The 13,296-nt window shown below is 46.2% G+C and carries 9 protein-coding genes; 2 read left to right on the top strand and 7 right to left on the bottom strand.

The genetic code is table 11. From position 1 onward, the window contains the following. Positions 1 to 356: 356 nt before the first annotated feature. Positions 357 to 668, top strand: coding sequence for a cupin domain-containing protein (locus tag H6F93_RS33755; protein ID WP_524537879.1), 312 nt, complete (start codon positions 357 to 359; stop codon positions 666 to 668). Between the two features lie 437 nt (positions 669 to 1,105). On the opposite strand, the gene H6F93_RS01755 is transcribed toward H6F93_RS33755, so the two are convergent. Beyond that, positions 1,106 to 2,494, bottom strand: a complete 1,389-nt coding sequence (locus tag H6F93_RS01755; protein WP_190678713.1) for a tetratricopeptide repeat protein — start codon at positions 2,492 to 2,494, stop codon at positions 1,106 to 1,108. 413 nt (positions 2,495 to 2,907) lie between these two features. Between H6F93_RS01755 and H6F93_RS01750 the strand changes: the two genes are divergently transcribed. Next, a complete protein-coding gene (locus H6F93_RS01750; protein WP_190678710.1) occupies positions 2,908 to 3,378 on the top strand; it encodes a cupin domain-containing protein in 471 nt (156 codons plus the stop codon). Positions 3,379 to 3,671: 293 nt separating this feature from the next. On the opposite strand, the gene H6F93_RS01745 is transcribed toward H6F93_RS01750, so the two are convergent. The 6 genes from H6F93_RS01745 to H6F93_RS01720 all read right to left on the bottom strand — a co-directional run bounded on the left by H6F93_RS01745 (position 3,672) and on the right by H6F93_RS01720 (position 12,876). Then, entirely contained in the window at positions 3,672 to 4,583 is a 912-nt protein-coding gene (locus tag H6F93_RS01745; protein ID WP_190678708.1) for a histone deacetylase family protein, read from the bottom strand. Between the two features lie 336 nt (positions 4,584 to 4,919). Further along, a complete protein-coding gene (locus H6F93_RS01740) occupies positions 4,920 to 5,867 on the bottom strand; it encodes a tyrosine-type recombinase/integrase (protein WP_190678706.1) in 948 nt (315 codons plus the stop codon). An 80-nt stretch (positions 5,868 to 5,947) separates the two neighbouring features. Then, the gene (locus H6F93_RS01735) at positions 5,948 to 6,403 is read right to left on the bottom strand and encodes a hypothetical protein (RefSeq protein WP_190678705.1); all 456 of its coding nucleotides are present in this window, start codon (positions 6,401 to 6,403) and stop codon (positions 5,948 to 5,950) included. A gap of 283 nt (positions 6,404 to 6,686) precedes the next feature. Then, positions 6,687 to 9,212: a polymorphic toxin type 4 domain-containing protein gene (locus H6F93_RS01730; protein WP_190678704.1), complete on the bottom strand. Its 2,526-nt coding sequence runs from the start codon at positions 9,210 to 9,212 to the stop codon at positions 6,687 to 6,689. A 21-nt stretch (positions 9,213 to 9,233) separates the two neighbouring features. Beyond that, positions 9,234 to 11,201, bottom strand: a complete 1,968-nt coding sequence (locus H6F93_RS01725; RefSeq protein WP_190678703.1) for a hypothetical protein — start codon at positions 11,199 to 11,201, stop codon at positions 9,234 to 9,236. A 79-nt stretch (positions 11,202 to 11,280) separates the two neighbouring features. Further along, on the bottom strand, positions 11,281 to 12,876 hold the full coding sequence (locus H6F93_RS01720) for a hypothetical protein (RefSeq protein ID WP_190678702.1): 1,596 nt from the start codon (positions 12,874 to 12,876) through the stop codon (positions 11,281 to 11,283). Between the last annotated feature and the right edge of the window lie 420 nt (positions 12,877 to 13,296).

The following is a 13,296-nucleotide window of genomic DNA, read 5'->3' as shown; positions in this document are numbered from 1 at the left end:
CGGTTCTCACCAGCAAATATAATGCTGTTCATAAGACGCAGCGCTTTGTCCAAATAAGTGATATCTGACCACCTGCTAAACGAGAGGATGAATTCGCTCACGCGCCGCACGGCTATAATTCCATCCCCTTAGTTTCAAACGCGCTGAGCTGATTTGTCAAAAAATGAATTTTTCAACAAGTGCGCTAGGGTAATTGGACAGACAATTCCTCAAACGGATCAGTGAGACAATAACACCTCAATGTTTTAGTTGGTGTTGTTGATTACTAATCGGGATGAAGAATCAAGATAGGTGCGCCAAGGATTTTCAAGAGTTCTAACTTTTTTCAGCCGGTAGACGGGGAGCCAATTCGTGCGGTGATTACAGAATCTCAGGATGCTGTTGTTGTCGCCTGGTACATCAAGCCAGGTCAGGAAATCAGCGCCCACATCCATCCTAATGGGCAAGATACTTGGACAATTCTGTCCGGCAGTGGGGAATATTATCTGGATCAAGTTGGGACTACGAAGTCAATCACAGCAGGGGATGTAGTGGTCGCTTATAGCGAATGTGTGCATGGAGTCTTCAATAACACCGATGAGCCATTGATGTTTATTTCAGTCGTTTCACCGGCAGATGCGGGGTATCAACTTGTTTCAAGAGCAGATTCTGTGTCTCTTTATCTCTAAGTGTTCAATTCACCGAAGTGCTTTCGGGAGCCGGTGATTTCAAATGTTATGTTAGTCAGTCCTTTGTGCAAAGGAGAGTGGTATAAGCAAGACCTAGCCTAGATTCATGATGTGGGTTACAGCGATTACGCACTCAAATTGGCTCCGGGCATTAATGAATCAATCTGGGCTTGTTCAGCAAGCCGACGAACAATCTTCAAAACTGCACCAGAGGTCATCTGCTGCAGATGCACCTGTCCCCCTTTGTGAATCGGATAGATGAGTGTTCTGGTTCCTTATCTCTAGTCGCCAACCATTGTTCGAGCAAAGAGATCGCACCCTCTGGCACGTAAACCATTCGGTCTTTCCCTCGCTTAACATTCCCAGAGTTGAACTTGACAGCCCAACAAATCTTTATCGCTAAGGAATAACCTAACTTTACCCAAACAGGGAGTGTTTCATCGCTCCCCAAAACAGTGTCTTTCCTGATGCAAAACCGGCAGCATTTCGTAGCTAGCACCCATTGCAAATCCATAAGAAAAGCGGGGTCTAGCAAGGTGAGAAGAACGTTGTCTTGCTGAGAACTGCTCATAGTCTCTCTGGATAACCTGTGCCTGACTATCCTGCCCAACAGCAAGATAAGCCTGAACCAAAGTCTGTATTAAAGATTCCTGACTGCGTGAATCTCTCAAACTCCTTACCATCTCTAGCGCTGCTTCCCCATTTGCAATCGCTTGTGAATAGTCTTTTAGTGCCAGATTGACTTCACTGAGGGCAACCAAGGCATCGCTTTCCCCCCAGGGATAGTCAAGCTGTCTATAAATCTGCAAAGCTTCTTCAACCATAGGTTTTCTTTGAGTCGGCGACATCTTCTCCGCACCATCCTCAATTAAGTGACCCCAAAGTAAGTCGGAAGCTCGACTAAGTTGTTCATAGACTTGCTTGGCTTGCTCTCGCTGTTGAATCCAATATTCAACCTGCTTTGCATTACCCAAAAGCTCATGAAGTGAGATCAGTTCCTCAATGGCAGCCTGCTTAAAGGTATGCCCAGCCGCATAATACACATCTAAACTGCGCTCTGCAGGAGGCCGATCTGCGCTCTCAAAGGCTTCGACGTAAGCCGCGATGGCTTCCTCGTAGCGTCCAACCGAACGGTAGAGATTGCCCAAGTCAACCAAGTCATACGCTTTAAAAAAGGTGAGGTTGCCATCGGGAGTGCGAAAAGAGTCTAGCATCAGTTTTTGAGTCTCGATAGCTTTGTTTGCTTCTCCCATCGCCCTATAAATTTGGCTAAGAATATTTGACCATTGTTTTTTGATATGCCCATCACCCGTTGCTGCTGCCATTGCTACACCATCTTGGGCAATAGAGAGCGTTCGTTCATCCTGACAAGTCAGATAGTGCAGCTTCAGTGAGACTTCCAGCATTTTCAATTCCCCCCAACGATCCCCACTCGCTTGATACTGCTGCTGGATGGGAGTGAGAGATTGCAGAAGGTTCAGCACCCCAGTTGAAAACTGAGGCGAATTTTCCTCAAGAGCAAAAGCCTGTTGCCAAATCGACCCAAAGGCTTGATCTGCGGCAGCTATCGGCTCAGTCGTCGCCGGCTCTCTCACCAGATCCCACAATGAACCAAAAAGATACTTATTGAGAGGCGCTAGAGGAATTGTTGGTCGGTGCGGCAGCCCAAGAGGCACAATAGGCGGTGAGACTGGAGGGGGCAGATGCGGCACAGTGGGCGACTGAGCCAGTTCCAACTTTGTTGGTTCAGCCTTGAGTGCAAAACTCAACATCGCCCAAGCTAAGCTGACTGAAACAAGTCCAATAATCTTCATTATGTGAGCCATTTACGAACAATTTCTGAATTAGGCTTGTGTGACATTTAATAGAGAGAGTGAATGGCGGGTGAAAAAGTAATGAGTCATTCGCAATCTGAACAACCTGAACAAAAAGAATACAGCGACGATTACTAGCGAAAAATGGGCTATGAGGATTGCCAGAGTATGCCTCTTACTCAGAACACTACTCCCAAACACCCCAATAACAAATCTTATATGGAAGGCTGGAACTACAGTTTTGGTTGTTGGTGGAAAATGGGTTATGACGATGGCATAAATGCGTAGAGGGCTGCCGATAAAAGTGGAGACAATATTCCGCCAAGATACCCTAATCTCAAACCTTATAGCGAAGGTTGGGCACAAGGGTGGATCTTGATAAGAAGATATTTCGATTGACGTAATAGCAATTAGGAAACGATTGTATGAATCAACCACCCATTTCTGCCCAATCTGTTCCAGCAGCAAGTGGCAAAACCATTTATCCAGAACCCTATGCCGCGCAGGTTAAAGGGCGATTAAAACGCAAATTGGGCGAGTGCTTCGGGCTGACTCAGTTTGGAGTCAATCTGACCCATCTTTCACCTGGTGCCGTGTCTGCCCTCGCTCATAGTCACTCTAAGCAGGATGAATTCATCTATATTCTGGAGGGAAACCCAACACTGGTGTTGGCAGAACAAGAATTACCGCTCGCCCCAGGGGATTGCTATGGATTCAAAGCGGGTACGGGGATTGCTCATCAATTAGTGAATCGAACGCAAGAAACCGTGATTTACCTGGAAATGGGTGATCGCACAGCAGGAGATGAAGTTGTGTATCCCAATGATGACCTCAAAGTAATTCAATCCGCCAATCGCGAATGGATAGTAATGCACAAAGATGGTCGTCCGTATTAGGATGACCCACAGCATTGTTGCCGGCAACGCGCTCAGGTCTGTTAACGGGACTTAGACAAAAACTGAGCCAAAAATGGCTTTAAACCTAGCTAAAGAAAGACTTTCAGCTCGAATAGGTATAAACCTAGTATTTAAAAGGGTTTCAGGCATTTTAGAGATCGACCTCTTTTCCTTGCTCCAAGGGGTTTTAAGCCCCTTTAGGGGCGAGAAAATGTCTAAGTCCCGATAGGAAGGAAGAAACCGAGTCCCAGAGGAAAAATTTAGCTGCCAAAAAACTGAAGATTTGGGTCAAATTATGACAAACATTGTTTGACGGTTTCCAGAACCGAGAGGGAAAGACTTTCTAACTCGTAACCTCCCTCTAAGCCAAATAAAACTCGGGGTGTAATTGCTAGGGAATACTGAGTCAAAATGGCATAATCGTGCGGTTGTAAATTAATTTTAGAAAGTAAATCGACCTGGTTAGCGTCATAGCCAGCGCTGACAATCAATAAATCGGGTTGGAAAGAGCGAAAAAACGATAGTATCTTTTCCTCAAACAACTCTTGATAGACCTCAATCGTACTTTCTGGCGCGATCGGCAAATTTAAGATGTTGTTAAACTTGCCCTGCTCGTCCGCCCGTCCCGTGCGGGGATACCCCGGAGATTGATGGATAGAACAAAATGCCAGATTTGGGTATTGTTCGACCACTGCTTGGGTGCCATTACCGTGATGTACGTCCCAATCCAGAATACCGACCCGGTTGATGCCTTCAACATCCAGGGCATAGAGGGCTGCAATCGCTGCATGACAAAAAATACAAAATCCCATTCCTTCATCTTTGAGGGCATGATGTCCGGGGGGTCTAGCTAATACGAAACAGGGCTGCCCTGACTCTCGAACCTGATCAACACCATCTAACCAGGCACTGGCTGCAAGGCAAGCCACTTCAAAACTTTGAGGAGAAATTTGCGTGGACTCAAAACACCCCCAGCCTCGTTCGGCATAGGCGCGAACAGTTTCGAGGTATTCGGGGGAATGGACTCGTTGAATTTCTTTGATAATGTCTCGTGTTGTTGAGGGACTGAGCCATTGGAGGCGCTCTGCAAGGTCGGAGCTTTTTAAACAATCAACGATGGCTCCGAGTCGTTCTGGTTGCTCCGGATGCAGATACCCAGTTTCATGCTGCAAGAATTGCTCGGAATAAAAAATGGGGAACTTCATAGCTTGTAATTTGATTCGAGACGATCTCTCTGGTCGTGCGGATCTCCTGGTTGGTTCTGGAAGAGCGAAATTTTAACGCAGATGAGCTGCATCGTGCGTTGAGAATGACTGCATACTCAATACCTTTAAACCTGCCATCTTACAACGCCTCAAAGATAGCTTCGCGCTGATTTAGCTCAATACCTAGCGGCTGGCGACCGCCTCGCTAGATTTAAGCCCGCAAGCGCTCGCCCCTGCGAAAATTTACGCACCTACGGAGCCGTCCTTATCAGTTCTATGACAAAAGTTCACCCCCTGATTCGGAAGCAGCATGATGTTGATGCCGGCCTCAAACTTTTAAAAACTTAACCGTTGCACTGCCTTGCGCTTGGTTTCTTCTCCCCGTCGGTCGTACTTCGCGGTGGTGACGGGCGAAGCGTGGCCCGCGAGTTTTTGCACGGTGACGATATCGACTCCCGCATCTAGCAAGTCAGAGCAAAATGTCCGACGAAAATCATGGGGAGAAAATTGCTCGACTCCAGCTTCCGCCGCACGTTTTTGCAAGATCAGTAACACCGCCTGGGGAGTCATGTGCCGCCATTCAATCCTGCCGCTTTTGTGGATGGGACACAGCAACGGCCCCGGCTTGCCGCCGCGATGAGAGAGCCAGTTGTCCAAGCGGGACAGCGCCCCTTCGGGCAAGTACGCCGTTCTGTCTTTCCCTCCCTTGCCCTGGCGAACTTCTAAAGCGCCGGTTTTGGGATTGAAATCTCTCAGTTCCAGCTTCACCACTTCTGCCCGTCTCAACCCGGCTCCGCGCAGGATAGCGATGAGTGCCGCATCTCGAATCCCTTGCAGTGAAGGATCATGGATGCAGACTTTCATTAAGGATGCAATCTCAACACTGGTTAAGGCGCGACCTCTGAGTTTACGAGTGTCTTTGATTTTGGGTAAATCAATCGCTGTTGTGTAACTGTCAGAATTCATCAGCTTCAATCGAGTGGCTTCCTTCAATACCCGACGCAGTGCTGACATCATTTTTTTAACCGTCGTCGGGCTGTGCTTTTCTAGTAGTGCTGCCTGAACGGCTGCGGTGTGCTGGTACTCCAGTGCTGCCCAGTTGAGCGTCATCACATCACATTCGCCATTGGTGAGCATCGCCGCAATCGCATCGAGGGATTGCCGCATCGTGGGACGAGAACCGGCACTGAGGGAACGCAAATACACCGCCGCAGGATGCAGCGTCAGCGGCATTGGCGCAACCAGGAGCAGTGCAGAGGATTGAGCCAACACCAACGGGTTCATGGCTTATTAGAAATACAATTCTAGAAAGTCATTTTTACACAATTACATAGTTGACTGCCCACAAAATCCCAGCTTAGACTTCACTCTTCCACGGGATGAAACAGTTCTCCAACCCGTCTCCAAAGTCGTTTGCCCGGATCTCGATGTCTGCACCATTGCTGAAATTCAGTTTCTCCTTTGCTTGCCACCTCTAACAGCATTTCTGAACTCACCCCCATTCTGCGTGCAAGTTCCTCACGGCTAAGGGATTGCAACATGGGATGAGGTTGGGATGCGCTCCCTTTGCGCTGTGCTGGGCGAGTTTGTGCGAGTTGCTCCAAAACGCCGATCCTCGAAAGCACTTGCTGCATTTGGGTTTTCAATGCGGTTACTTCCGCTTCTACATCCGGGTGTGCGTTGGGTGTGTCAAAGAATTGCTTCACCATTCGCACCAGTGCCGCACTCTCGCTGATGTGTTCCCGCTCCATGTACTCGCGCAGTTGGGCGTAATAGTCCTGGGGCAAATAGCCCACAATTCGTTGGTTTTCTGTGGCCATTGATATGCCGACGTTTGTGTTGATAGCATATTTTAGCCTAGAAGTGTGCCATCAGTTGTTACGAGGGTGGGGGTGAAGATGTGTTACTGATGGCCTTTCTTAGCACTTAGTAGCATACTTGAGGAGTACAATCACGCCGACCCATCTTTTTTTTGCTCGCCAAGCTCTCATCCTTTCTCTGTCACGGTTTCAGCTTCCTTGTTATCCGTCTAGGAAAACTGGTAGACCTATTAATGATGGAACTCAAGATATGCGAACTAAGTGGCTCCTTGAATATCAATAGTTAATGGCTGAATAGGCTATAGTAAGCTCCCATCCTTGTTACTTCAGGATTATGAACTTGCCCACCAGTAGAGGGATGATCTACTTCTATAGATGCTCTGAAAACATTCTCTCGTCCATTAGTGATTCCTGGGATATCTACACTAACTTCGTACTCAACCTCTCGAAGTAAAAATTCCCGTCCTCGTAAGCTTCTCATTCTGTCACGGGGAAAACTTCTTGCACGAGCAACTACGTGAACCGTGCCACCAAGAGCATTTGCAAGAGCAGCAATTCTGTCAATTGTTGTCTCAACTCCATGATTTTGAAATACCTGATTGAGTTGCCTAGGAGCGAGCATAATTCCATCCCGTGCCTCATCCCCCCAGCGTGGTCCCCAAAGGTGACTATATTCGTAGTCAGCTAGAGATGTTCCTTCTACCGTCAAAGATGATGGTCGTCTGAGACGGCTATCCCGATTGAACTCCATCAGTCTGCCAAAACCATGTTCAAGTCTTGGAAAAACACGGCCTTCAACTACTACGAATACTGCACGTCCCTCGTCTATCAGTTCACCAGCAGCAACACGGCTGATGCCACCAGTTCTAGCAGTGTCTCCTGTGAGAATTCTTGGTGGCAAATCCCCATAACGCACACCTCTTAGCTGCTGGACTTGTGGTCTTGGTTCTGTTCCAATCTGGAGAGGGATCTCTTGTGGGTTTTGAATTTCCGGTAATCTGCCATGTTCTTCACGAGATCGTGACCTACTAGCTTCTCTGTGTCTAGATCGCGTTCTCGTCCTAGCAGAATCACTTGCAGTGTGTCTGCGAGCAGCACGTTCTGGTGTACGGCGACTTGATTCACCACCCAATCGCTCTCTGATTCCACGTTGCTCAGGTGTACCAGAAGATCTAGCTGATTGTTGAGGAATTACTAATGTCGGAGGCTCAGGTGGCAACGTAGGTAACGAATTTAATTCTCTTTCAGGTATACGTCGTAACTCTGCATGACGAGATATGCCTTCTGCTATCGGAGCAACTCCCTCTAGCAGACTATCTAATATACTACCAAGCTGAGCTAGACGATCGGCAGTGTGATCTTCCGGATCAAACCTTCCCCCTTGTAAATCTTGAACAATGGAGCCAACTCCTGCTCCTATTGCTCCGAAAATTCCACTCCTAGCTGCTTCCAACCCTGCCAGTCGTTGTCGTGCATGAGCAGCGAAATCAATATCAACCGCCCCATATCTTTGTTCCATGTAAATAGCTATCGCCCGTGCCCTTGAACGGCGTTCTGCCTCTTCGGGACCATATTCTAAAATTTCCCACCATATAATTAGCTCGTGTACTCGTGGGGTAAACGTTCTGCGAATCAGGAAATCTGTTCTATAAGTTAAATCTCTGCGCTCACGTTCTACAAGGGAAGTATCAGCAAGTAATCCTTGCAATCTTATATAACTACTAGCTGCCCTCTGTTCATCAACGGTTAATTGTTCTCTAATGCGACGGAATTCTGAAGGTGATCTTCGACGCAAAGCCTGAAAGTGACGTTCTCGTTCTTCACGTCGATAGTGTATATCAGCCTCAATTTCACGATAACGGGCTTCAACTTCAGCAGCAGTTCCATACATACGCAATTCAGGATCATAAATTATTGGTTCTCTCACTCTTTCCTCAGAGAAACCTACCTGCTCTGATTCGGTTCCTCTGTGTTCTCCTGTGCTGCGATCCTCCGAGTCCCTCACTTCAGATAAAGTGAGGGGCAATGGAATATCTGTTCTTGGTAAACCCCTATGGAGTGCATCTCCGCTTGATCGCTCTGGCATGGGAGGTCTGTAAGTTGGGTCGGTGCGGGAGCGCGTACGCTCTAGCTCTGGATCACCTGTACCGTCTGTAGTGCCTTGCTGAATACTCCGATGCAAATCTTCTAAACGAGATTCTAATTCATGAAGCTGTCTTTGATAGTTGCCTGCGCTCTGGGAATGGACTTCAGGTGTATTAGACTGTGGGGCAGTCTGGCTTGCCGAGGTTTCAGGAGAAGGCACACGACGAATTACGGCAGGAGGAAGCTCGCGATCTGGAGTTGCTCTGTCTTGAATTCCTCTTGCATATTGTCGTTGTAATTCCTCAATTTCTCCTTGCTGTTCCTGAAGTCTTGTTTCTAGAGAACCTGAAGAATTGCCTGTAGTCGCAGGGGGTAACCATTCAACTCCACCAGATAACTGGGGAGGGCTTGCGCGTTCGCGTTCGACGATCTCGTGCCTTTCTGCTTCTGAAATTGCCGGCCTTGGAAGTGTGTAGGTAGGATATGTTCGAGTTGGGGGCGGATTAGTATGTTGAGAGTCTCTCCTCCTGGGTAGAGGAGTTTGAGTAGATTCAATTCCTCGTTGCCCTTCAGTACCTCGATCAAGCCACTCGACTTGTGGTTCTTGTGGTGTACGCAATCGCTCTAGTCTTTCTAACAGTGCGTGTCGCTCTGCCCCAGTGCGCTGAATTGGCGGAGCAGAATCTCCGGTCATACGTTGATCTCGGCGTTGTCTGACACTCATCGTAATTAAAACTCCATTGATCTACGCTTCTGGTGGAACGATTACGCCTGAACCATTCCCCTCAAAGACAATTTTCTTGTCAATTTCAGGCTCTTCGTGTTCACCCTCAATCAATCGAGCAGCCCGACGTAGGTTTTCCAAATTCATTTCTCTGACTTCTGCCTCTACTTTGGCAACATCCAAGCTTCGATGCAGCATCTTGAAGGGTTCCAATAATGAATGGGCACCAGGTAGGGCTTCAACAAATAGTTGTCCGGTGGGAACAATGACTGTATCAGAATCACGACGAGGATTCGTTAAGCGCTCTGTAATTATCTGCTCCAAAGCTCTCCGCTCTTCCTCTGTCAGGTCTTTCCTCACCTGTTCTGCATACTTTAACAATTCCTCTGTCGTAAAGTTTCCGGCTTCATCTGGGTCACGAAGACCGAAATAGTCGTCAATGTACTCCTGCATCATAAAGTCTGTTAGATAAGTACATTCCTTCAACGGGAAAATCATATAGTTGCCTTTGTAGCCCAATGGCTTATCCAAATCGGCAATTTCTATAAGTGTTTTGGTGATGGAGTTGTCTAGAGAGGGGGGAACAGGGGTTTCGCACTCGATAATGTATTGCTGTCCTTCTCGCCGTATCCCAGGAATACCTCGCTCAATTTCTTCAGGTGTGGCAAGTCGCATTCTGCAAACTTGGGTTGCTGAACCCGGTAACTCAACTTTGATGTGGTAGAGGCGAAAGAATCGCTGATCGGGAGGTTCATGATCCCAAATCGCTTGCATATAGTAGAGAATGTTCTGCTTGATATGCACTCGAAGCTGATCTATGGCAGTCCGCTTGTTTGATTGCTCTTCCAATGCCCTTGTATATTGACTTGTTGCCTGGTTTAAAGCCTCAGCAGCACGGGATAGCTTTTGTTGTGCATCTCCAAGAGATTCAGAGAGATATTCCAGCCTCATTTCTGCGGCTTTACGAGCAGCTTCAAGTCGTTCTCCAGGACTGGCATCTCCAAATAAGCCACCGAATACTTCAGACAATCCACCTGTGAAGACATTAAAGAAACCTCTTTGAAGATCGTCCATTCCTTCAGCTTTCCCTATTTCTGCCCTTTCGGTCAAGCTTGCTAGCACTTGACGCAACTGATCGCGCTGGTTTAAGAAGTTCTGAGCTTCAGTTTCTACTCTGTCTACCAAATCTTTCTGAGCTTTCCAATTATTTTGTTTAATCTCCAGAGATAATTCATTACCAACAAACTCGTTAGATAGATAATCCAAAGCAGGTTGCAGCGAGTCATCTAGCAGCACCCGTCGCAGAATCCATTCATGTGCTAACAACCAGTCCTCATCAATTTCTTGAGGAGCTGGAATATCTTGAGCTACCAAAATAACAGGAGTTAGGCGATGCAGCTTTTCTCTTACACGATAGCGTCGCTCCAGTTCATATAAGAGGTATGTAACAGTAATTTCGTTATTTGGATTACTCAGCTCACCAGAAGTTGTTGATTCGATTTCCTGCTCAGAAGTAGTTTCTACTTCTATAGAATGCTCGCTTTTATATTCATAAGAAGCTTTCATCACCGCCTCATGGAAAGATTTCTTGATGCGAGATGACTCCTGAGATTGATTCAGTGCAAATTGGGTACTACCGCCAATTTCTCCAATGCCAAAATTGAGCGAACCTTGCGCGATCATCTGGAAATTTGTTGAAACCTGTGCCCGATTTAGAATTTCATCTTCTGCACGCCGAGTCTGCTGAAACTCTTCCTGACGGCTCGATAGAGACTTCTCAATTTCTTTTTGAGAACGACTGGTTTTAACCACCCGTTTTGTCGTAAATTTCCGTGTTTCACTCGGTGCCAGAGGAATAGTTGCTACTAGATCCCCGACCTGGTAAGTTTCTGGAACCCATTCCTGCCGATAGGTCACCAATAAACCAAAATTAACCGAATTGGGGGCAAAATATTGGAAAGCGTAGGGTTCGGCCAACATTTCTCCCATTTCTAGGATAAGGCGTTGTGCCCTCCCTAATTTACCTTGAGGATTCCTAATAATCCTCAGCCCTTCCTGCCTATTTTTTTCAGCAAGCGCTCCAAAAAAAACGAACAAATAAGATTGTAGACTGTAACAATTCTGTGATTTTTTCTGGAGTGATAGCTTCACTAGCTAATTGTTTAAGTCTGCGTTGTTGTGCAGTTGATAGTGAATTCCATGTGCTGATGTCTACTTCAGGGAAAGTGCTAGCAACATCCAAGGGAACTGGTGACGTTGCCATATAAGATAAATCTTCTCTGGTTTGATTCAAAAAATCTCGAAGTTCATTGACTTCATTGATTGCTTCTAGAGGCGGCAAACTAACACCATAATCTTCGTGTAATTTCATCCTCTCGTGGTACAGTGTCTCTACATCCTTGCGAAGCTTTTTATTAAAGGCTTCTGCCCACACGTGAGGAAAAGCGATTTGTAAAGAGTGAAAATCTTTTAGTGCTGCCACATCAGCCGGTCCTTGAGCTTGGGCTTTTAGTTCCTGAAGCATTTCCAGCAGATTGTTCATCACCCCTTTTGAATTTTTTGCAAGACTTGGTGTTTCTAAGTGCTGAATTTGCCCCAAAACTCGCTGCCGGATTTGTTCTGCTGGTGATAACTCTGTGTCGGTAGAGGTACTATCGCCATTTGTAATAGTCGAATTATTTTCATTTTCTGTAGGAATATCCGGTTCCTCAATTTTCCTTTCAAATAATTCCCTAACTCGCTGAAGCGCCACACCACTAATGTTGCTGCTGAGGAGGGAACAAACTGAATCGATAAAGTAGTTATTTCCATCAAGTCTGAGAATGCCGCGTCTTTGTAGATCTGCCAGCTTTCTATCCGTTAGATAAACTTGAAGTTGGGGATTGAAACGCTCTTTGTAAGCTTTTAAATGCTTTAATCCTAAATTTCTCGCTTCTATTAATGCAGCCATCTGTTTCGGAGCTGCATTACGAGCCTTCGCTTCTCCAATAAATAAAGGATTTTGACGAAACTGTGATGGTATAGCTGTAAAATTTGCAATAAACTTCTTAGCAGATTCAGCACGTTTCCGCTCTTGTTCTACATTGCTTTGAACATACTTTCTTTCGTGTTGAAGAAGAGCTGTTTCTAGCTGTCGTGTTTCTTCTAACGAATCGATTAGTTGAGATGGCTGCGAGTTAGTTTGATTTTGATCTTGATACACGAGAGAAAATCGATCTAGCAATGGCTTGGATAGCCGAATAATGTACTCTTCTGTTTTGCCAGAATTGACAACAATATCATAAGATGTGTGCAAAACTCGCTTCTGAGTCAAGTCTGGGTAAGGAACAACTTCGCCTTTCTCGTTAATTTGAGTGTCTTCTGGGGCTATGACATACAACACTAAATCGGGGCGCTTAACCTGCTCACGAGCTTGAAAATCCTCGGCGTCAAAAGTTAGTTCAAACTTTCCCTTCTCGTCAGTTAGAACTGAACCAAGACGGTCTCCAGGAAAAGCTTGCCAAAACAACTTAGGCTCTGGAGATTTTGAGTTACTAAAGAACTCTCCAGGTTCTTTACCAGAATTAAACTGCTCTTGATTATCCACATCGTAGATAACAACTTGTAAATCGGCAATACCTGCTCCAGTTTCCTTAACTAGAACCTTCCCGCTAATTTTGTACATATTCATTCTCCGGTGTTAGATAGGGGAGAGCGTTTTTTTATCCGTTGTACCTTGATGCTCCAACTCTTGACAATCCAGAATTTACATTAACTATTTTTGAATTCAATTAGGCATCCGGACAGTACAGAAATTTTTGAAGCAAAAGTACAAATAACGTTACATTCATGTGCCGGCTTGAAGTGTAGGGATGTGCTGGGTTTGGGTGATTGATGAACCCGTAGCTGATTGACCTTACCTTCGGTAGCCGTTAGTGCCGGCAATCCTACAAAAAAATTCTCCAGCTATATAGGTATCTCTGCGTTGGATGGGAATGGGTGTAGAACCGGCACCAATTGCATTCTGTAAGTTGGGGACAAATGGATAGTAAAAGTAAGCACTCACACTTGAAGACTATGTGGGGAAAAGTCATTGAGCTACAGG

The organism is Leptolyngbya sp. FACHB-671 (assembly GCF_014695745.1).
GTDB lineage: Bacteria > Cyanobacteriota > Cyanobacteriia > Elainellales > Elainellaceae > JAAUTN01.
The sequence above is the reverse complement of the archived record's forward strand: the minus strand, read 5'-3'. Positions and strand labels throughout refer to the sequence as shown.